Raw genomic sequence first — 18,845 nt, forward strand, 5'->3', positions numbered from 1 at the left:
CTCCCGATCCATTGCCGCACCCCGGCATCAAACGTATCTAGAACGCAACAGCGACACAGACAGGAGAACCCCCATGCTGAAAGGTCTCGGCGGTCTTGGCGACATGGCCAAGATGATGAAGAAAGCCCAGGAAATGCAGGGCAAGATGGCCGAAATGCAGGAACAGCTGGAAACCATGACCGTGACCGGCGAATCCGGCGCCGGGCTGGTCAAGGCCACCGCCACCGCCAAGGGCGTGCTGACCGGGCTGGACATCGATCCGTCGATCTTCAACCCCGACGAAAAGGAAGTGGTCGAGGACCTGATCCTCGCCGCGATCAAGGACGCCCAGCAGAAGGCCAGCGACACCGCGCAGGAAGAGATGTCGAAACTGACCGAAGGCATGGGCCTGCCCAAGGACATGAAACTGCCGTTCTGATCGGCTTTCTGCCCCTTTAAAAATTCCCTCCGGAGGCCCCCGCACGGATGCGGCCTCCGGCGCTTCCCCCCTATTCAAAGCCGCTCAACCGCACTAGATTGCGCTCATGAGCGAACACTCCTCCCAAGATATCGACGCGCTGATCGAAATGATGGCCAAGCTGCCCGGGCTTGGACCGCGTTCGGCCCGGCGCGCGGTGCTGCACATGATCCGCAAGCGGGCGCTGTTGCTGACGCCGCTGGCCGACCTGATGCAATCGGTCGCCGTCTCGGCGCGCGAATGCCTCAACTGCGGCAATATCGGCACCTCGGATATCTGCGGCATCTGCGCCAGCGAAAAGCGCGCCACCGGCATGCTGTGCGTGGTCGAAGACGTGGCCGACCTGTGGGCGATGGAACGCACGGGCGTGTTCAAGGGCCGCTATCACGTGCTGGGCGGCACCCTGTCGGCGCTCGATTCCGTCGGGCCGGAACAATTGCGCATCCCGAAACTGATCGACCGGGTGGATTCGGAAGGGATCAGCGAAGTGATCCTGGCGCTGAACGCCACCGTCGACGGTCAGACCACCGCCCATTACATCGCCGATCAGTTGGAGGGCCGGGTGCAGCTGAGCTCGCTGGCGCAGGGTGTTCCGATCGGCGGTGAGCTGGATTACCTCGACGAGGGCACGATCACCGCAGCGCTGAACGCACGCAAACAGATCTGAACGTCAGACCCGCCCGCATTCGACCGCGCGGGCCCAGTCTTCGCGCCCGTGGCCGCGCGCCAGCGACGCCATCCGCGTACTGTCATAGGGCACCAGCCGCAGATCGACCCGCCAGCCGTCCCGCGACCGTTCCAGCACCGCATAGGACGCATGGGCGCAGCCGGCCTCCATCTTGTGCGGCACCGGCAATTCGTCGCGATAGGCCGGGCAGCCGACGCTGCCGGGATTGACCAGCAAGCGCCCGCCGCTCATCTGCGTCACCCGCGGCAGGTGCGAATGGCCGCACAGGAACAGGGCATGCGGCAGGTCATCGGCAATCTCTTCGATCTCATCGGGGTCCTTCGGGGTCACCCGGCCATCCGTCCCCACCGTTTCCGCCCAGTAGCTGTTATCGTCATAGGGCGTGCCGTGGCAGGCCAGCAGGTCCTCGCCAAGCGACAGGAAGGGCGACAGACCTTCCAGCCACTGCATCGCCGCATCGGGCAGTTGGTCAAAAGCGGTGCGATCCGAATCGCCCATGTTCCCCGGGGCGTGAGACAACAGATACCTGTCGTGATTGCCCCGGATCGCGCGCATCGGGCGCCCCGCCAGAATTCGCGCCGTCCCCGCCGCATCCAGCGGGCCGCTGAAATAATCGCCAAGGCCAATGATTTCGGACAGGCCCAACAGGTCGATATCGGCCAGAACGGCGCTCAGCGCATCGGCATTGCCATGGATATCCGCGATGACGGCAAATCGTTCGATCATGCTACTAAAATATTGTCAGAATGAAATATTCTCTCAAAGAGAGCATGCGCCCTGACAAAACGCAACCACAGACTAGCCTTGTCCGGGCGAAAATCCGCCCGGACAAGGCCCCGTCTTCAGATCACCACCACATCCAGCGGCGGAAAGCCGTTGAAGCCGACCGAGGAGTAGCTCGACGTATAGGCGCCGCAGTTGCGGATGATGATCCGATCGCCCGACCGCAGCCCGACGGGCAGCTGTACCGGGCGCTTTTCATAAAGCACGTCGGCGCTGTCGCAGGACGGACCGGCCAGGATCGACGACACGGTTTCCTCGTGATCGCGGTCGGTCACGAACTGGTAGCGGATCGCTTCGTCCATGGTTTCGGCCAGGCCCGAGAACTTGCCGATATCCAGGTAGACCCAGCGATGCAGGTCATCGTCGGATTTCTTCGACACCAGCAGAACCTCGGCGGCGATCATCCCCGCCTCGGCCACCATGCCGCGGCCCGGTTCGGCCATCACGCGCTCGGCGCCTTCGAACCGTGCCTCGACCATGTCCATTACCTTCGCCGCATAGATCGACACCGGTTCGATCGCCTCGCCGTAGAAGGCCGGGAAACCGCCGCCGATATTGATCAGCGACAGCGGGAAACCGTTGGCCCGCGCCTGCGCCCAGACGGCGGCCACCTGGTCCAGCGTGTCGCGCCACATCCCGGCCTCGCGGGTCTGGCTGCCGACGTGGAAGGACAGGCCGACGGGCGCCAGCCCCAGTTCCACCGCCCGCGCCATCAGGGTTTCGGCCATTTCCGGCGCGCAGCCGAATTTGCGGCTCAGCGGCCAGTCGGCGCCGGTCGCGCCCACCAGCAGGCGGATGTAAACCTGCGCGCCCGGCGCGTTTTCGGCGATCTTTTCCAGCTCTTCCTCGGCATCGGCGGCGAACAGGGTGATCCCGGCCTGATGCGCAAAGGCGATGTCGGCGGGCCGTTTCACGGTGTTGCCGAAGGAAATGGTTTCAGGATGCGCGCCGAGGCTCAGGCACAGTTCGATCTCACCGCGCGATGCGGCGTCGAAATGCGATCCTTCGGACAGCAGGGCCTCCAGCACCTCGCGCGCCGGGTTTGCCTTGACCGCGTAATGGATGTCGGCCCGGCCCAGCCCGGATTTCAGCGCGCGGTATTGGTGCGAAACCGCGTCACGGTCGATGACCAGCGTCGGACGCTCGAAGGCCGCACCGCGGATGAAGGTTTCGATACGGGTTTCAGTGCGTACGGCATCGCCGCACGCGAAAGGTGCTACGTAGGCGTTCATGGTCATCTCCAATAGACCCGGCCATATATGGCCGCTCACTTCCAAGGGAGACGTTACCGTCGCTACGTAAACACTAACCCGGTTCGGGTTGGCCAGAGGCGCGTGCGTTGGCGTCTTGAGCGGGCATTTAGGGTCTTGCCTCGCACCGATCAAGAAAAATTTTCGGGCGGTGAAAAAATAATTTTCCGCCCGGTTTTGGCGGCGTTCATATGATCAAAATGGACTAAATTTCCAAGGTCGCACGCCCCTACCCCGACCACGCCAAACTACGGTATTCAAAGAAAAATCAGAGCGGGGAGACGCGCCGCCCCCGCGCCGCGATCCGGTTTCGATCAAATCAGCCCGCAACCGCCCAATCCGGTAAATCGCGGCCCAAGGCCACCTCCGCCCCCAGCCGGCCCAGTTCGTCGGAACATTTCGCCCCCTTGCCGCAGCCCGCCGTCGCCACCGAGATTCGCGCGCTCTGCCGCCGGATCAGCGCCAGGCCGTCCCGGCTGTAGCTCGTCACGCAGGGCGCCACCCGGGTCGACACGCAGCGCAGCCCGGGCATCCGCGCCCTTATGCTGTCCTCCAGGACAGCGCCGACCTCGGCGCTGCCGCCCGACCGGAACCAGGCGCGGATTTCGGCATCGCTCGGCAGCAGGTCATCCGCGGGATCGCCGCCGATCTTCAGGTAAACCTTGCCGTCGGGATAGCGGAGCGGCGGCAGCAGATAGGGGTCTTCGCCCGCCGGCCCCAGCCAGATCAGCGGCGGCATCCCGGCCAGCCGCGCCTGTTCCTCGGCATCCACCTCCAGAAGCAGCACGGTGCGGGCATAGACCCGCAGGTCCAAAGGCTCCGGCAGCACCATGTTGCTGAAGCCCCCGGCGGCGACCAACACCTGATCCGCCGCGATCTCGCCCTGCGAGGTCTGCAGGGTGACGCCCGACGCCGTTTCGTCCAGCCCGGTCACCACCGCCTCGACGATCCGCGCCCCTGCCTTTTGCGCCGCGATCCCCTGCGCCCGCGCCAGCGCGCGCGGGTTGATATGCCCGGCGCCCTTCGGTTCGAACAGCGCCAGCGTGTTTTCGGGGAAGGCGAAATAGGGGAAGCGTTCGGCCAATCCCACCCCGCGATAGGGCTCACAGCCGATCCCGTCACGCGCGGCCCCGGTTTCCACATCCGTGATCGGGCCGGTGCCCTCGGGGCCCGCCATGATCAGCCCGGTTTCATGAAACAGCCGCACGCCGCTTTCCGCCTCGATCTCATCGTAGCGGGCGATGCTTTCGCGGCTGACCCTGCTCCAGAACGGCGACGGGTCGAGCGAGCGGGTAATGCGCCCCTCGTCGTAATGGCTGGCGAACACGCCTTCATGGCTTTGCCAATCGGCCGGTTCCGAGGGCCCGATCAGGATCACGTCCTGCCCCTGTTTCGCCAGATGGCGCGCCGCTGCGCTTCCGATCAATCCGCGCCCGACAACTGCGATGGTCATAGCCGTCCCTTTCCCGTCTTACCCGGACGCGAGACTGCGCAGCCGGATGGGAAATGAAAACCCCTGCCGTTTCTTCTTGGCCAAAATACTCAAATTGCGGGCCCTTGCCGCCCCTGAAACGCAAAAAGCCCGGGCAGAACCGCCCGGGCTTTCCTATCTCACAACTGCAACAGCGCTCAGGGCTGTTCGTCTTCGTCGTCCTTGCTGCCGGGCAGGTTGAAGAAGCTGTCGGCGTCGATGATTTCTTCTTCCTTCTCGTCCTCGTCATCGCGCAGGCTGAAGGTTTCCAGCCCCTCGATGGCCGAGGGGATCTTCGGCCCGTCGTCTTCCATCGCCAGCGACTGTTCGGTGCTGACCAGCTTGCGGCGTTCGTCGTCGCTCATCACCCCGCCTTCGGCTTCGCGCTTGGCGACGGCCTTCTGCACGGCGGCGTCCAGCTCGGACTGCTTGCACAGGCCCAGGGCGACCGGGTCGACCGGCTGAATGTTGGCGATGTTCCAGTGGGTCCGTTCGCGGATCGCCTGGATCGTCGGTTTGGTGGTGCCGACCAGTTTCGAAATCTGGCCGTCGGACAGTTCCGGGTGGAACTTCACCAGCCACAGGATCGACGCCGGGCGGTCCTGACGCTTGGACAGCGGCGTGTAACGCGGGCCGCGGCGTTTTTCCTCGCCCACGGCGGCGGCGTTGAACTTCAACTTCAGCTTGTGAAGCGGGTTCTTTTCCGCCAGGTCGATTTCTTCCTGGGTCAGCTGGTTGTTGGCGATCGGGTCGAAGCCCTTGACGCCGGTGGCCACGTCGCCATCGGCGATGCCCTGGATTTCCAATTCGTGCATGCCGACGAAATCGGCGATCTGCTTGAAGCTAATGGTGGTGTTATCAATCAGCCAGACGGCGGTTGCCTTCGCCATGATCGGTTTGGCCATAGCATGTCTCCTTAACTCAAAACTTCCCCGTTGCCTGAAACAGGCTGTCCCTTGGTCCGGGACGGGCTACCTTGTAGGGGAACTTGCCGCCTATATAGTGCTTGCCGACCGATAAGGGAAGAGAGAATGCAAATCCGTCTCATCAGCCTCGTTTTCGCGCTGATCGCCGGCGCCGCCCTGGCGGACGGCGAACGGCCGGGCGATTTCGACTATTACGTCCTGTCGCTGAGCTGGTCGCCCAGCTGGTGCGCATTGGAAGGCGATGCGCGCGGATCGCCGCAATGCGACGAAGCGGAAGATTACGGCTGGGTGCTGCACGGGCTGTGGCCGCAATACCATCGCGGCTGGCCGTCCTATTGCCCGACCGTCGAACCGCACCCGACCCGGCGGATGAGCGATGAGATGACCGATATCATGGGCAGTTCCGGCCTGGCCTGGTATCAGTGGAAAAAGCACGGGGTCTGTTCCGGCCTGTCGGCCGCTGCCTATTACGACCTGGCGCGGCGCGCCTATGACAGCGTCACCCGCCCCGCGGTATTCCGCAAACTGGACCGCCCGGTGACCTTGCCGGCGAAAGTGGTGGAACAGGCGTTTCTGCAGGCCAATCCGGGGCTGGAGCCGGATATGCTGACCATCACCTGCAAAGGCGGGCGCATTCAGGAAGCCCGCCTTTGTCTGTCCAAGGATCTCGCCCCCGTCCCCTGCGGGCGCGATGTCATCCGCGACTGCAGCCTGGATGACGCGCTTCTTGATCCGATCCGCTAGGCGGTCAGACCTCCATCTCCTCGGCTTTCTTGCCGGCCTCGATGGCGTCCAGGAACCAGGCCGGGCGACGGCCCTTGCCGGTCCAGGTCTGCGAGGGATCGTCGGGATTGCAGTATTTCGCAACGCCGGAGGCTTTGACGGGTTTGCCCTTGGCACCGGTCAATTCGGACAGGGAAAAACCCATTTCCTTGGCTTTCGCTTCCAATTCCGCCAGCGCCGCCTTTTTCTTGCGTTCGTCATAAGTGGCAATTGCCTTCGCCACTTTCTTTTCCAGAGATTTCAGATCCGCGAGTGAATATTCGGTCAGCTCTTCGACGCTGACATTTACCAAATCTGTCATGGCTACTCCTATCAAATGATTGGAAACTTTATTCCTCTGCCAAAGATATTCCACAATAGGCAATATATAATAATTACTGGATTTTTTAGGGAATTTTATAGGCGCATAGACCAGAAATGGTATCGCAGAAACAGAATATCAATCTTCGGTAGCCAAAAATGAAAACGCCCCCGTAAAGGGGGCGCTTATTTAATCACGGACTCCGTTTCGGGTCAGGCGACTTTCAGAACGATTTTCCCGATATGTCCGCCATTTTCCATTCGCGCATGGGCCTCTGCCGCTTCGGACAGATCAAATTCGCTGTCCATTACCGGGCCTATTTTCCCCGCATCGAGAAGCGGCCAGACATGTTCCAGCAGGCTTTCGGCGATCTTCGCCTTGGCCAGATCGCTTTGCGGCCGCAGGGTCGACCCGGTGATGGTCAGCCGCCGGGTCATGACCTGGGCGAAATTCACCTCGGCCTTCGGCCCCTGCAGAAACGCGATCTGCACCAGACGCCCGTCATCGGCCAGCGCCCTCAGGTTGCGGGGAATATACAACCCGCCCACCATGTCGAGGATCAGGTCGGCGCCGCCTTCCTCGCGCATCACCTCGACGAAATCCTCGTCCTTGTAGACGATGGTGCGTTCCGCCCCCAGCCGGGCGCAGGCCGCCGCCTTTTCCTGGCTGCCGACGGTGACGAAGACGCGGGCGCCGAATTCGCGGGCCAGCTGGATCGCGGTGGTACCGATGCCGGACGACCCGCCATGGATCAGGAACCTCTCACCCGCCTTCAACCGCCCGCGCTGAAACACGTTGGACCAGACCGTGAAATAGGTTTCGCACAGGCAGGCCGCTTCCTTCATCGCCATGCCTTCGGGCACCGGCAGGCAATGCGCCGCCGGGGTCGCCACGTATTCGGCATAGCCACCGCCCGGCAGCAGCGCACAGACCTGATCGCCGACCTGCCAGCCGCTGACGCCTTCGCCCAGGGCGACGATTTCGCCCGAGGCTTCCAGCCCCGGCAGGTCGCTGGCGGTGGGCGGCGGCGCATAGGCCCCGGCGCGCTGAAGCGCGTCGGGCCGGTTGACCCCGGCATAGGCCACCTTGATCACCACCTGGCCCGGCTTGGCCTGCGGCATCGGCCGTTCGCAAAGCTTCAGAACCTCCGGCCCGCCCGCGTCGGTGATTTCCACCGCGCGCATTGTCTCAGACATATGCTTCTCCCTTACTGCTCGTGATGCCAGCGCCCCGGCATGTCCTTATGCGCCCCCGGCGCCTTGATCTGGTTCAGCACCGCCATCGGCCCGGCGAACAGCCCGCTCAGCAGCTTGTTGTCGCGCACGCTGGCCTTGGCCTTCTCGAACTGCATCACGTCGTCGATGCGCCGGTCGAGGAATTCCCAGGTCGCCTGGTGATCGGGCGATTCGTCGCCCAGCCAATAGAGCACCGTCGATCCGTAAACCGCGCCCAAAGTGGCGCGCTTGGTGTACCAGTTCACGTCGTCGGACGTGTCGCCCAGCGTTTCCCAGATCAACCCGGCGGTTTCCCAGATCAGCCGCATCCCGTCCGGCGCGTGCTGCGGCATCGAAAACAGCGTCAGCCCGCGGCGCACCGCCTCCTTGTCCTCGACCGCTTCCAGCCGGAACCGCACCGCCGCCGCGATCCGGTCGCGGAACCGCATGTCGTCCAGATCGGCTTGCTGCAGCCGCGCCACCATCTGCGCGTCGCCGCGCTTGTGAAACGCCACCGCCAGGTCCGCCGCACCGCGCGGGCACACCGCCCGCGCCACCGCCGGGTCGATCCCGGCATCCTGCGCCGCGGCTTGAAAGGTCTCCTCGGTCCAGCCGTCGAAGGCGACGTGGACGAGTGCGGCATCCAGCAGGCGGTCCTTCAGATCCGGTGCAGTCATGGGTTCTCCTTTCCCGGTGGCTTCGGTGTAGACAAATAGAGCAAGCCTTGCTATAGGACCACCTCCTGCAATTCCTTGCAACTCAACTTAGAAAGGTGGTGAAAACCACATGCAGGTTAGTGTTCGCGACAACAACGTCGATCAGGCGCTTCGTGCCCTGAAGAAAAAGCTGCAGCGTGAAGGCGTCTTCCGCGAAATGAAGCTCAAGCAACATTTCGAAAAGCCGTCCGTCAAGAAAGCGCGCGAGAAAGCTGAAGCGATCCGCCGTGCCCGCAAACTGGCACGCAAGAAAGCACAGCGTGAAGGTATGCTGTAAGGCGCCTCTCGTAAGCTCGGACATATAAGTTCAGACGACCCCCGCGGCCCTGCCCGGGGGTTTGTCATTTTCAGGGCTGTCTTGATCAAACGGCGCGCGCAGAGCGCGCCCATTATTCTTGGCGGCCTTGCAGGCCGCGCCGCCTCCGGCGGGAGTATTTTTCCCAAGAAGAAACCCATTAGGACGTTATTAACGTTAACGCGCGATGCTGGCCTTGCGGTACAGGCGGGAGCGCCGATGACCGCCCAAGGAGAAGCCGCCTTGCCCGTCAGGGTCCCTCGCTCCCGGTCGGGCAAGGCGCATCCCCGCTTCTTCTTGGCCCAAATACTCAAAATCCGACAATGCCACCGGCGCAGCGGCTGCCGTTCAGGTGCTCCAGCGCCGCGCGACCCGCGCGATGCGATGGCCGAACAGCCGCGCGCTTTCCAGATCGCCCGGCTGCACCATCTGCGTCTTGTCGCGTGAACTGGTGGCCGTCAGGCCCAGCCAGGTGCCGCTGTCGTTGATTCCCGGCTTTCCGTCATCGACCGGCGCGCCGATCTGATCCTGCCCGACCCAGATCATGCCGTGCTGCGCGGCGAAGACCGACAGCTGGATCAGCGTGGCAAGCTTGTCGCCGCCGGGGAAGATCGACACGGTAAAGGCAGCCGCGATCTTGTCGGTCCATTCCTGGTCGCCCCAGCGATCGCTGGTGTCGTCCATGAAGCGTTTGAATTCGGTTGCCGCGCTGCCCATGTAGGTCGGCGTGCCAAAGACGATCGCATCGGCGTCGTCCAGCTCCTGCCAATCCGCCGCTGCCATCTTTTCTACATCGATCAGGCTGGCCGTACACCCCGCCTTGCCGGCCGCTTCCGCAATCGTTTCGGCCAGCCGCAAGGTATGGCCGTTGCCGGTGAAATAAGGAATCGCGATCAGCGCCATGCGGTTATCCCCTCGCGTCTTCAAGGATCATGTCGCTGGCTTTCTCGGCGATCATGATGGTGGGTGAATTGGTGTTACCGCTGGTGATCGTCGGCATCACCGAACAATCGACCACGCGCAGCCCCGCAACGCCGCGCAGCCGCAGCCGGGGATCGAGCGGCGCGGTGTCCTCCGCCCCCATATGGACGGTGCCCGAGGGATGGAAAATGGTGGTGCCGATATCGCCCGCCGCATGGGCCAGGTCGGCATCGCTGGTCACGCTCAGCCCCGGTTTCATTTCCTCGGGCGCATAGCGGGCCATCGGGCCCTGTTCCATGATTCGCCGCGCCAGCCGGATCGAATTGACCGCCGTTTGCCGGTCGCCCTCGGTCGCGAGGTAGTTCGGCGCGATCTTCGGTTTCGCGGCCGGATCGGGCGAGGTGATGTCCACCCTGCCGCGGCTTTCGGGGCGCAGGTTGCAGACGCTGGCGGTCATCGCCGGGAAATCGTGCAAAGGCTGGCCGAAGGCTTCCAGCGTCAGCGGCTGGACGTGGAATTCCAGGTCGGGGGTCGCCAGATCGGGGCGCGATTTGGCGAAGGCGCCGAGCTGCGACGGCGCCATCGACATCGGGCCGGAGCGTTTCAGCGCATATTCCAGCCCGATCTTCGCCTTGCCCCACAGGCTGTTCGCCATCGTGTTGAGCGTCTTCGCCCCCTGCAGTTTCCAGGCGCAGCGCAGTTGCAGGTGGTCCTGCAGGTTGCCGCCCACCTGGGCGCTGTCGCGCCGCACCTCGATCCCGTGTTGCTGCAGCAGGTCACCCGGCCCAATGCCCGACAGCTGCAGGATCTGCGGCGATCCGATGGCGCCCGCCGACAGGATCACCTCGCCCTCCGCGCGGGCGGTCTTGACCTCGCCGCGCTGTTCGTATTCGACGCCGATGCAGCGGCCGTCCTCGATCAGCACCCGGCGGGTATGGGCGTGGGTTTCCACCTGCAGCGCCTGACCCTTGGTCGCGCGCAGAAAGGCCTTGGCCGTGTTCATCCGCCAGCCGCGTTTCTGGTTCACCCGGAAATAACCGACGCCTTCATTATTGCCGGTGTTGAAATCGGTGACCTTGGGCAGACCGGCCTCGGAAGCGGCCTCCATCCAGTCGTCCAGCACGTCCCAGTGCAGGCGCTGATTGTCGACCCGCCATTCGCCGCCTGCGCCATGCATGTCGCTAGGCCCGTCGACGTAATCCTCGGACTTCTTGAAATAGGGCAGCACGTCGTCCCAGCCCCAGCCCAAATTGCCCATCTGCCGCCAGCCGTCGTAATCGGCGGCCTGGCCGCGCAGGTACAGCATCCCGTTGATCGAGGAACAGCCGCCCAGAACCTTGCCGCGCGGATAGATCAGCGACCGCCCGTTCAGCCCTGATTCTTCGGCGGTCTTGAACATCCAGTCGGTGCGCGGGTTGCCGATGCAGTACAGGTATCCCATCGGGATATGCACCCAGTGATAGGCATCGGACCCGCCCGCTTCCAGCAGCAGCACCTTCTTGCCCGCATCCGCCAGCCGCTTGGCCAGCACGCAGCCGGCGCTGCCGGCCCCGACGATGATGTAATCCCACTGCATCCGAAATCCTCCCCGGGTCAGAAATACCTCAAAACAGGATTACTTTCAAATGTCTGACATTTGCAAGCTCAAATGTCAGACATTTACTCGACCGGCAACGCGGTGGTCTTGAAAACGGTGCGCAGGGCGAAGCTCGACTGCATCTGCGCCACGCCGGGCAGCCGGGTCAGGTGCTGGCGGTGGATGCGGGCGAAATCTTCTGTGCTTTCGGCCACGACTTTCAGGATGTAATCCGCCGTCCCAGCCATCAGGTGGCATTCCAGCACGTCCGGGATGCGCGCCACCGCCTTCTCGAAGGCTTCCAGAACCTCGTCGGCCTGCGCCTGCAGGGTGATTTCCACGAAAACCGTGGTCGACACGCCGATCTTGCGCGGGTCCAGCAGCGCCACGTAATCGCGGATATAGCCATCGGCCTCCAGCCGCTGCACCCGGCGGTGGCAGGCGGAGGGCGACAGGTTCACCCGTTCCGACAGTTCGGCATTCGAAATGCGCCCACGGCGCTGCAGCACGCTCAGAATACGACGATCCGTCTGATCCAGCGACATTTACACAAAATCCTTCGCAGAGTTTTCCATTTCTTCGCAGAATATTCACAAGATCGGGGAAAACACGACCTATTTTTCAATGCACTTGCATTGGAACTGCGACATCCTGACCCCAATCACAGGAGGAGATGCTGATGAAGCTCGGTTGCCCTAAGGAAATCAAGGCTCAGGAATTCCGTGTCGGGATAACCCCGCACGCGGCGCATGAGGCCATCGCCCACGGTCACCAGGTGATCGTCGAAACCGGGGCCGGGGTCGGATCGGGGTTCCCCGACAGCGCCTATACCGAAGTCGGCGCGGTAATCGTCGACACGGCCGAGGAAGTTTTCGCGACCGCCGACATGATCGTGAAGGTGAAGGAACCCCAGGCGGTCGAGCGCAAGATGCTGCGCGAGGACCAGTTGCTGTTCACCTATCTGCACCTTGCCCCCGATCCGGAGCAGACCCACGACCTGCTGGAGTCGGGCTGCACCGCGATTGCCTATGAAACCGTGACTGACAAGAATGGCGGGCTGCCGCTGCTGGCGCCGATGTCCGAAGTGGCGGGCAAGTTGGCGCCGCAAGTCGGCGCCTGGACGTTGCAGAAATCCAATGGCGGGCGCGGCGTGCTGCTGGGCGGCGTGCCCGGCGTGCGCCCGGCCAAGGTCGTGGTGATCGGCGGCGGTCATGTCGGTACCCACGCCGCGCGCGTGGCGGCAGGCATGGGCGCGGACGTGACCGTTCTGGACATGTCGCTGCCCCGGATGCGCTATCTCGACGATGCGTTCCGCGGTGAATTCAAGACCTCCTACGCCTCCAAGGGCAACACTGCCGAGCTGGTCGCGACGGCCGACATGGTGGTGGGCGCGGTGCTGATCCCCGGCGCGGCGGCGCCCAAGCTGGTGAGCCGCGAACAACTGTCGACGATGAAACCCGGCGCGGCCATCGTCGATGTGGCGATCGACCAGGGCGGGTGTTTCGAGACCTCGCGCCCGACCACCCATGACGATCCGATCTATGATGTCGACGGGATCATGCATTACTGCGTCGCCAACATGCCCGGCGCGGTGGCGCGCACCGCCACCATCGCGCTTGGCAACGCCACCATGCCGTTCATGTTGGCGCTGGCCGACAAGGGCTGGAAACAGGCCTGCGCCGACGATCCGCACCTGCTGGAAGGGCTGAACGTCCATGCGGGCAAGCTGACCTATTACGCGGTGGGCAAGGCATTGGGCATCGACGTGACCTCGCCACAGCTCCTGATCAAGTAAACGACATTCCCTTGCGCCTATGGTGCAAACACTTCGCCCGGCAGGTTCCCCTTTCTCTGCCGGGCGTTTTTTTTGCGCTATCGCGAAATCCCGGTCACGCCTTTTTCAGCGCGTCGCGAATCTCGATCAGGATATCCAGCTCGCTCGGGCCCGCCGGGGCCTCCTCGGCCGGGACTTCCTCTTCCTTGGCGATCACTGCATCCTTGGCCTTGTTCACCATGCGGATCAGCATGAAGACCACGAAGGCGATGATCAGGAAATTGATCACCGCCATCAGGAAACTGCCATAGGCGAAGACCGACGCCCCGGTTTCCCGCGCGGCTTCCAGGCTCGCGCCTGCGGGAACGTCCCCCGACAGTACGACGTAGTTGTTGGTGAAATCGATGCCGCCGGTGAACAGCCCGATGATCGGGTTGATCAGGTCGCCCACCACCGATTTCACGATTGCCGTGAAAGCAGCGCCGATGATGATGCCCACCGCCATGTCCATCACGTTGCCCCTGGCGATAAATTCCTTGAATTCCTTAATCATGATTTTCTGTCCCTCATGTAATCTGCCCGGCGCGAATGCCCCGCGCTACGCTTCGATTGAATAGCACTTGCTTTTACGCGCCAAGGTCTTTCTGTCCCGGGAAATTCGCGTATTTTCATCCCAACAGATGAAGCAGGAGCCGACATGACCTTCCCCGACGATTTCCCGATCAACACCCGCTGGCCCGCCAAGGACCCGTCGGTGCTGCAGCTTTATTCCTTTCCGACGCCGAACGGCATCAAGGTGTCGATCATGCTGGAGGAAATCGGCCTGCCCTATGAGGCGCACAAGGTGACCCTGTCGGACGCGGACGTGAAATCGCCGGAATTCCTGTCGCTCAACCCCAACAACAAGATCCCCGCGATCATCGATCCGGACGGGCCGGGCGGCAAACCCCTGCCGCTGTGGGAATCCGGGGCGATCCTGATCTACCTGGCGGAAAAGTCCGGCAAGCTGCTGCCCGAGGACCCGGCGGAGCGCTACAAGGTAATCCAGTGGCTGATGTTCCAGATGGGCGGCGTCGGGCCGATGTTCGGGCAGCTGGGTTTCTTCTACGCCTTCGGCGGCAGCAAGGTCGAAGACCCGATCCCGCGCGAGCGTTACATCAACGAGACCAAGCGCCTGCTGGCGGTGATCGAAAAGCAGTTGGAGGGGCAGGACTGGATCTGCGGCGACTATTCGATCGCCGATATCGCGCTTGGCGGCTGGCTGCGAGTTCTGGATCGCTATGGCGCACGGGATGTCGTGGAATGGGACAGCTTTCCCAACACGGTGGCCTATCTCGACCGCTTCCTCGCCCGCCCGGCGGTGCAGCGCGGGCTGAACATCCCGCCGCGCGACTGACACAACAGGAAAACCAAAAACTGACAGGGCCAGAAATGGCCCTGAACTCTCATCGTCAGTCATCGGCGGGAAATGGCAGGGGCAGCAGGGTTCGAACCCGCGACCTACGGTTTTGGAGACCGTCGCTCTACCAGCTGAGCTATACCCCTAAGGCCGTGCGACTAGGTATGACAGGCCGTGACCAAGATCAAGGCCCTTTTCACCTTATGAGGTGAAATCACCCTAACCCCGGAACCGGTCGACCGCGGCCTCCAGCCCGATCACATCCGCCGAGGCCAGCACCGGCAGGATCGCCCTGATCTGATCCAGTTCCAGGTCCCACCAGCGCAAGCGCATCAGCAGCTCCGTCACCGCGGGCGAAAACCGCTGCCGGACCGGGGTGGTCGGGTTGCCGCCCATCACCGTATAGGGGGCGACATCGCGGGTCACCACGGCCCCCGCCCCGATGATCGCCCCGTCGCCCACCGTGACGCCGGGCAGGATCATCGCGTTGTGACCAATCCAGACATCGTTGCCGATCACCGTATCGCGCCCGGCGCTGAATTCCTCGGCGTATAGGTCCATGCAGTCGTGATTGAACACCGCGAAGGGATAGGCGCTGAACCAGCGCTTCGGATGATCGGCCGAGGAGGTGATGAACCGCGTGCCATGGGCGAATTGGCCGAACTTGCCGATGATCAGCCGTTCCGGCGCGCCGGGATGCAGATAAGGGGCGATTCGGGCGGCGTAATCGGCGACCGGTTCGAAATCGTTGTAATAGGTGAAATCGCCGATCCGCATGTTCGGATGGTCGATGACCCGGTTCAGCCAGACGGTATTGGGATAGGCGGTTCCGTCCGGCAAGCGGATCGGGTGGCGCAACGAGGCGTCGAGAAAAGCAGGCATAACAGCGCTCCTGTCATCATGGGACATGATTGGTTGGACTGGATTTGCTGTTACTTGTTCACGACACCCTCCATCGGCTGGCGGCAAGGTAGCCCGGAACAGGTGCCGGGACAACCGACATCAGCCCCGGGGAATGCTATCGCCGCCCGCCGCCGATCCAGCGCAGGCGCCACAGGATCGCCATCTGCAGCAGGAAAAGCGCCCCCATCGCCAGGCACAGCCACAGGAAGGCCTTGCTGTCGCCCACCCCGGGCATGCCGCCGACATTCACCCCGAACAGCCCGGTCAGGAACCCCAGCGGCAGGAAAATCGCCGACATGACCGACAGCACGAACATGTTGCGGTTCAGCCGGTCCGACAGGTGGCTCGACAATTCCTCGCGCAGGACCGACGCCTGTTCGCGCAATTCCTCCATGTCTTCCACCACCCGGGTCATTTTCAGGTGCTCTTCCTCGATTTCGCGCCGGGTGGTCTGGTCGATGAAGCCCAGCTGCGCCTTGCTGATCGCCTCCAGCGCGGCGCGCTGCGGCACCACGAAGCGCCGCGCCGCGATCACCTGCAGCCGCAGATCGACCACTTCGCGCCCCAGATGGCCGGAGGTTTCGGACACCACCCGTTCCTCGAGGTCCTCGGTCTTCAGGTCCAGTTCCTTCTGGAAATCCGCGATGTGAGAGGTGATTTCCTCGACCAGCCGCACCATGAATTCGCCGGCGGTTTCGAACACCTCGCCGCCGCGCATCGCGGCGTCGATCCGTTCGATCACCCGGGTCGGTTTGCGCGAAATCGTCACGATCCGGTGGGCGTCGATCCACATCCGGACCGACACCATGTCTTCGGGGTTTTCGCCTTCGTTGATGTTGACCGACCGCAGGATCACCATCATCCCGTTGCCCAGCACCGTCACCCGTGGCCTTGTATCGACATCCAGCAGCGCCTCGATCGCCTGCGGGTCCAGATAATCCAGATGCTGCGCGATCCAGTCGCCGGTCCGGGGGTCGGTGCCGTCCAGATGCACCCAGGCCAGGGTTTCGTCCTCCAGCAGGCGCAGCAGGGTCTGTTCCTGCAGGTTGGCGCCCTTTTCCGACCCGTTCAGGGCATGGGCGAATTTCACGAATGTGGGCGGCATTCCTTGGCTCCTGCAGGGGTAAGGACAGGATACAAGCTGCGGGCGCGCGATCAACCGCGACGACGGCCTAGGGCGGGAAATGAAAACGGGGCCGCCCGGCAGGCGGCCCCGGAATCAGGCGCAAGCGCCCAGGTATCAAAGATCGATGCGGAACCGCGCGAACCCGTCCGGCCCGTCGCCCGCCGGGGCGATCTTCACGCCCTTGACCTTGTCGGCATAGGCGGCGGCTTTCGGCCCGGTATCGAACAGCACGCTGGTGCCCGGCATCGCGGCGAATTTCCAGTTGGCATCGGCCGAGGGGCTGATCGTGCCCTGTTCGACGATATAGCGCACGATCACGTCGCGGTTGGTGTCGGGCGCGGTCAGGATGATGGTCGACCCGTCGGCACCGGGGAAATCGCCGCCGCCACCTGCGCGGTAGTTGTTGGTGGCGATGACGAATTTTGCCGCCAGGTCCAGCGGCGCACCGTTGAAGGTCAGGTTGACGATCCGGTTGGCGTCGGGATTGATCAGCGCGCCCTTGGTGTCGTATTTCGACGGCTGGCTGAGGTCGATTTCGTATTCGACCCCGTCGATCACGTCGAAATTGTAGGACGGGAAGGACGGGTTCAGCAGCACCTGGTCCGCTTTGCCCGGCTCGATCTGATTGAAGATCCCGGCCGAGCGTTCCAGCCAATCCTTGACCTGCTGACCGGTGACCAGAACCGCCCGCGCGGTGTTGGGGTAGAGGTACAGGTCGGCCACGTTCTTGATCGCCACGTCGCCCACCGCCACGTCGGTGTAATAATCCGGGCCGCCACGGCCACCGGCCTTGAAGGGCGCCGCCGCCGACAGGATCGGCAGACCCTCGTATTCGGTGCCCTTCAGCATCTGTTCGACATACCATTCCTGCGCGATCGACACGATCTGCACCGACGGATCGTCGGCCACCAGCGCGAAGTAGCTGTAAAGCGGCGCGTCGGTCTTGCCCACGGCGCGGCGGACATAGGCCAGCGTTGCCTCGTGTTCCTGCGCCACCGAATCGAGCACCCGCTGATCGCTTTCCACCAGCGCGGTGATCGACCGGTCCTCGTTACGCTTGTAGATCGGGCGGGTTTCGACGGCATTGGTCACCACGCGCCATTCATCGCCGTCCTTTTCCAGCATCAGGTCGATCACGCCCAGATGCGACCCCCAATAGCCGCCCATGGTGGCGGGCTTGCCGTGGATCAGGCCCTTTTCGGCATCCACCGCCGCGTAACCGGCAAAGGTCGGCGAGGGGAAGACCAGATGCGAATGCCCGGTCATCAGCGCATCGATCCCGTCCACCGCCGCCAGCGGCACCGAGGCGTTTTCCATTCCCGGGGTGTATTCCGCCGATCCGATGCCCGAATGGCTCAGCGCGATGATGATGTCGGCGCCCTTTTCCTTCATCTCGGGGACATGGGCACGGGCGGCCTCGACGATGTCGCGGGCGTTCACATTGCCTTCCAGGTGGCGGCGATCCCAGTTCATGATCTGCGGCGGCACGAAGCCGATCAGCCCGACCTTGATCGTGTGGGTCTGCCCGGCGCCGTCGGTCACTTCGCGATCGAGGATCACATAGGGCGGCAGCAGCGTCTTGTCGCCGCGCGGATTGGCGGCCATTTCCTTGACCACATTGGCCGATACCACCGGGAAGTCCGCCTTGGCCAGCGCCTTCATCAGGAAATCCAGCCCGTAGTTGAACTCGTGGTTGCCCAGGGTCGAGGCGTCGAAGCCGACCGTGTTCATCGCCGCGATGATCGGGTGCAGGTCGCCCTCCTTCATGCCGCGCTCATAGGCGATGTAATCGCCCATCGGGTTGCCCTGCAGGAAGTCGCCGTTGTCCACCAGCATCGAATTGGTCGCCTCGGCGCGGATCGCGTTGATATGCGCCGTGGTGCGGGCCAGGCCGACCGTATCGACCGGACGGTCCGAGTAATAATCGTAGGGGAAGACGTGGACGTGCAGATCGGTGGTTTCCATGATCCGCAGATGCGCCTGATTGCCGGCCGCGCGGGCCGAAAACGGATGCAGGGCGATAAGACCGGCACCGGCAGCGGTGCCCAGGAAGTCGCGACGGTTGAATTTGGCAGTCATGGGAAAACCCTCGTTCTGGCAATTGAGACTCAAATCAAAACAGCGCCAGAATAACAGATCCATGACCAATCGGTAAAATTATGCGACCCTGACGCGTGGTCAGCCCGGGGCACAACGAAAAAGGGCCGCCCCTTGGGCGGCCCTTCTCTATTCAGATCAGCGAGTTGATCACTCGAGGATTTT

At 63.2% G+C, this 18,845-nt stretch carries 20 protein-coding genes and 1 tRNA gene; 6 read left to right on the forward strand and 15 right to left on the reverse strand.

Translation table 11 applies throughout. The features are described 5' to 3' along the window. Window positions 1-73 precede the first annotated feature (73 nt). Together GR167_RS15915 and recR are read left to right on the forward strand one after the other, a co-directional pair. Window positions 74-418 (forward strand): YbaB/EbfC family nucleoid-associated protein, encoded by a 345-nt coding sequence (locus GR167_RS15915; RefSeq protein WP_160974707.1) that lies wholly within the window; start codon window positions 74-76, stop codon window positions 416-418. Window positions 419-524: 106 nt separating this feature from the next. Further along, complete coding sequence (gene recR, locus GR167_RS15920; RefSeq protein WP_160974708.1) at window positions 525-1,124, forward strand: recombination mediator RecR; 600 nt, start codon at window positions 525-527, stop codon at window positions 1,122-1,124. A 3-nt stretch (window positions 1,125-1,127) separates the two neighbouring features. Here the strand turns inward: recR and GR167_RS15925 are convergent, their stop codons facing one another. The 4 genes from GR167_RS15925 to GR167_RS15940 all read right to left on the reverse strand — a co-directional run bounded on the left by GR167_RS15925 (window position 1,128) and on the right by GR167_RS15940 (window position 5,554). Then, window positions 1,128-1,871: a metallophosphoesterase family protein gene (locus GR167_RS15925; protein ID WP_160974709.1), complete on the reverse strand. Its 744-nt coding sequence runs from the start codon at window positions 1,869-1,871 to the stop codon at window positions 1,128-1,130. Between the two features lie 116 nt (window positions 1,872-1,987). Beyond that, window positions 1,988-3,160 (reverse strand): type III PLP-dependent enzyme, encoded by a 1,173-nt coding sequence (locus GR167_RS15930; RefSeq protein WP_212770001.1) that lies wholly within the window; start codon window positions 3,158-3,160, stop codon window positions 1,988-1,990. Between the two features lie 337 nt (window positions 3,161-3,497). Continuing rightward, window positions 3,498-4,631 (reverse strand): NAD(P)/FAD-dependent oxidoreductase, encoded by a 1,134-nt coding sequence (locus GR167_RS15935; protein ID WP_160974711.1) that lies wholly within the window; start codon window positions 4,629-4,631, stop codon window positions 3,498-3,500. A 176-nt stretch (window positions 4,632-4,807) separates the two neighbouring features. Beyond that, complete coding sequence (locus GR167_RS15940; protein ID WP_160974712.1) at window positions 4,808-5,554, reverse strand: DUF1013 domain-containing protein; 747 nt, start codon at window positions 5,552-5,554, stop codon at window positions 4,808-4,810. A gap of 126 nt (window positions 5,555-5,680) precedes the next feature. Between GR167_RS15940 and GR167_RS15945 the strand changes: the two genes are divergently transcribed. Next, complete coding sequence (locus GR167_RS15945) at window positions 5,681-6,319, forward strand: ribonuclease T2 family protein (protein WP_160974713.1); 639 nt, start codon at window positions 5,681-5,683, stop codon at window positions 6,317-6,319. A 4-nt stretch (window positions 6,320-6,323) separates the two neighbouring features. Here the strand turns inward: GR167_RS15945 and GR167_RS15950 are convergent, their stop codons facing one another. From GR167_RS15950 to GR167_RS15960, 3 genes are all read right to left on the reverse strand, one after another. Further along, a complete protein-coding gene (locus tag GR167_RS15950; protein ID WP_160974714.1) occupies window positions 6,324-6,659 on the reverse strand; it encodes an H-NS histone family protein in 336 nt (111 codons plus the stop codon). Between the two features lie 212 nt (window positions 6,660-6,871). Then, window positions 6,872-7,855, reverse strand: a complete 984-nt coding sequence (locus GR167_RS15955; RefSeq protein WP_160974715.1) for an NAD(P)H-quinone oxidoreductase — start codon at window positions 7,853-7,855, stop codon at window positions 6,872-6,874. 11 nt (window positions 7,856-7,866) lie between these two features. Beyond that, the gene (locus GR167_RS15960; protein ID WP_160974716.1) at window positions 7,867-8,550 is read right to left on the reverse strand and encodes a COQ9 family protein; all 684 of its coding nucleotides are present in this window, start codon (window positions 8,548-8,550) and stop codon (window positions 7,867-7,869) included. 109 nt (window positions 8,551-8,659) lie between these two features. On the opposite strand from GR167_RS15960, the gene rpsU reads away from it, so the two are divergent. Further along, the gene (gene rpsU, locus GR167_RS15965) at window positions 8,660-8,866 is read left to right on the forward strand and encodes a 30S ribosomal protein S21 (RefSeq protein ID WP_066602373.1); all 207 of its coding nucleotides are present in this window, start codon (window positions 8,660-8,662) and stop codon (window positions 8,864-8,866) included. A gap of 366 nt (window positions 8,867-9,232) precedes the next feature. Here rpsU and GR167_RS15970 read toward each other — a convergent pair whose 3' ends face one another. From GR167_RS15970 to GR167_RS15980, 3 genes are all read right to left on the reverse strand, one after another. Further along, window positions 9,233-9,787 carry a flavodoxin family protein gene (locus GR167_RS15970; RefSeq protein WP_160974717.1) on the reverse strand — a complete coding sequence of 185 codons (555 nt, stop codon included), beginning with the start codon at window positions 9,785-9,787 and terminating at the stop codon, window positions 9,233-9,235. A 4-nt stretch (window positions 9,788-9,791) separates the two neighbouring features. After that, on the reverse strand, window positions 9,792-11,381 hold the full coding sequence (locus tag GR167_RS15975; RefSeq protein ID WP_160974718.1) for a GMC family oxidoreductase: 1,590 nt from the start codon (window positions 11,379-11,381) through the stop codon (window positions 9,792-9,794). 83 nt (window positions 11,382-11,464) lie between these two features. Then, window positions 11,465-11,926 (reverse strand): Lrp/AsnC family transcriptional regulator, encoded by a 462-nt coding sequence (locus GR167_RS15980; protein ID WP_160974719.1) that lies wholly within the window; start codon window positions 11,924-11,926, stop codon window positions 11,465-11,467. Window positions 11,927-12,060: 134 nt separating this feature from the next. Here GR167_RS15980 and ald point away from each other — a divergent pair, with 134 nt between their 5' ends. After that, window positions 12,061-13,176 carry an alanine dehydrogenase gene (ald, locus tag GR167_RS15985; RefSeq protein ID WP_160974720.1) on the forward strand — a complete coding sequence of 372 codons (1,116 nt, stop codon included), beginning with the start codon at window positions 12,061-12,063 and terminating at the stop codon, window positions 13,174-13,176. A 94-nt stretch (window positions 13,177-13,270) separates the two neighbouring features. Here ald and mscL read toward each other — a convergent pair whose 3' ends face one another. After that, on the reverse strand, window positions 13,271-13,708 hold the full coding sequence (gene mscL, locus GR167_RS15990; protein WP_160974721.1) for a large conductance mechanosensitive channel protein MscL: 438 nt from the start codon (window positions 13,706-13,708) through the stop codon (window positions 13,271-13,273). A 144-nt stretch (window positions 13,709-13,852) separates the two neighbouring features. Between mscL and GR167_RS15995 the strand changes: the two genes are divergently transcribed. Further along, the gene (locus GR167_RS15995; RefSeq protein ID WP_160974722.1) at window positions 13,853-14,551 is read left to right on the forward strand and encodes a glutathione S-transferase family protein; all 699 of its coding nucleotides are present in this window, start codon (window positions 13,853-13,855) and stop codon (window positions 14,549-14,551) included. A gap of 73 nt (window positions 14,552-14,624) precedes the next feature. On the opposite strand, the gene GR167_RS16000 is transcribed toward GR167_RS15995, so the two are convergent. From GR167_RS16000 to GR167_RS16015, 4 genes are all read right to left on the reverse strand, one after another. Continuing rightward, window positions 14,625-14,700 (reverse strand) — tRNA-Trp (locus tag GR167_RS16000). A 73-nt stretch (window positions 14,701-14,773) separates the two neighbouring features. Beyond that, entirely contained in the window at window positions 14,774-15,436 is a 663-nt protein-coding gene (locus GR167_RS16005; RefSeq protein WP_160974723.1) for a CatB-related O-acetyltransferase, read from the reverse strand. A gap of 136 nt (window positions 15,437-15,572) precedes the next feature. After that, on the reverse strand, window positions 15,573-16,562 hold the full coding sequence (locus GR167_RS16010; RefSeq protein ID WP_160974724.1) for a zinc transporter ZntB: 990 nt from the start codon (window positions 16,560-16,562) through the stop codon (window positions 15,573-15,575). 135 nt (window positions 16,563-16,697) lie between these two features. Next, entirely contained in the window at window positions 16,698-18,662 is a 1,965-nt protein-coding gene (locus GR167_RS16015; RefSeq protein ID WP_160974725.1) for a bifunctional 2',3'-cyclic-nucleotide 2'-phosphodiesterase/3'-nucleotidase, read from the reverse strand. Window positions 18,663-18,845 lie beyond the last annotated feature (183 nt).

This window comes from Thalassovita mangrovi (assembly GCF_009857745.1).
GTDB classification, from domain to species: Bacteria; Pseudomonadota; Alphaproteobacteria; order Rhodobacterales; family Rhodobacteraceae; genus Thalassobius; species Thalassobius mangrovi.

Coding starts and splice junctions, on each gene's coding strand:
- GR167_RS15915 (WP_160974707.1), top strand. CDS start 74: ATGCTGAAAGGTCTCGGCGGTCTTGGCGACATGGCCAAGATGATGAAG.
- recR (WP_160974708.1), top strand. CDS start 525: ATGAGCGAACACTCCTCCCAAGATATCGACGCGCTGATCGAAATGATG.
- GR167_RS15925 (WP_160974709.1), bottom strand. CDS start 1,871: ATGATCGAACGATTTGCCGTCATCGCGGATATCCATGGCAATGCCGAT.
- GR167_RS15930 (WP_212770001.1), bottom strand. CDS start 3,160: ATGAACGCCTACGTAGCACCTTTCGCGTGCGGCGATGCCGTACGCACT.
- GR167_RS15935 (WP_160974711.1), bottom strand. CDS start 4,631: ATGACCATCGCAGTTGTCGGGCGCGGATTGATCGGAAGCGCAGCGGCG.
- GR167_RS15940 (WP_160974712.1), bottom strand. CDS start 5,554: ATGGCCAAACCGATCATGGCGAAGGCAACCGCCGTCTGGCTGATTGAT.
- GR167_RS15945 (WP_160974713.1), top strand. CDS start 5,681: ATGCAAATCCGTCTCATCAGCCTCGTTTTCGCGCTGATCGCCGGCGCC.
- GR167_RS15950 (WP_160974714.1), bottom strand. CDS start 6,659: ATGACAGATTTGGTAAATGTCAGCGTCGAAGAGCTGACCGAATATTCA.
- GR167_RS15955 (WP_160974715.1), bottom strand. CDS start 7,855: ATGTCTGAGACAATGCGCGCGGTGGAAATCACCGACGCGGGCGGGCCG.
- GR167_RS15960 (WP_160974716.1), bottom strand. CDS start 8,550: ATGACTGCACCGGATCTGAAGGACCGCCTGCTGGATGCCGCACTCGTC.
- rpsU (WP_066602373.1), top strand. CDS start 8,660: ATGCAGGTTAGTGTTCGCGACAACAACGTCGATCAGGCGCTTCGTGCC.
- GR167_RS15970 (WP_160974717.1), bottom strand. CDS start 9,787: ATGGCGCTGATCGCGATTCCTTATTTCACCGGCAACGGCCATACCTTG.
- GR167_RS15975 (WP_160974718.1), bottom strand. CDS start 11,381: ATGCAGTGGGATTACATCATCGTCGGGGCCGGCAGCGCCGGCTGCGTG.
- GR167_RS15980 (WP_160974719.1), bottom strand. CDS start 11,926: ATGTCGCTGGATCAGACGGATCGTCGTATTCTGAGCGTGCTGCAGCGC.
- ald (WP_160974720.1), top strand. CDS start 12,061: ATGAAGCTCGGTTGCCCTAAGGAAATCAAGGCTCAGGAATTCCGTGTC.
- mscL (WP_160974721.1), bottom strand. CDS start 13,708: ATGATTAAGGAATTCAAGGAATTTATCGCCAGGGGCAACGTGATGGAC.
- GR167_RS15995 (WP_160974722.1), top strand. CDS start 13,853: ATGACCTTCCCCGACGATTTCCCGATCAACACCCGCTGGCCCGCCAAG.
- GR167_RS16005 (WP_160974723.1), bottom strand. CDS start 15,436: ATGCCTGCTTTTCTCGACGCCTCGTTGCGCCACCCGATCCGCTTGCCG.
- GR167_RS16010 (WP_160974724.1), bottom strand. CDS start 16,562: ATGCCGCCCACATTCGTGAAATTCGCCCATGCCCTGAACGGGTCGGAA.
- GR167_RS16015 (WP_160974725.1), bottom strand. CDS start 18,662: ATGACTGCCAAATTCAACCGTCGCGACTTCCTGGGCACCGCTGCCGGT.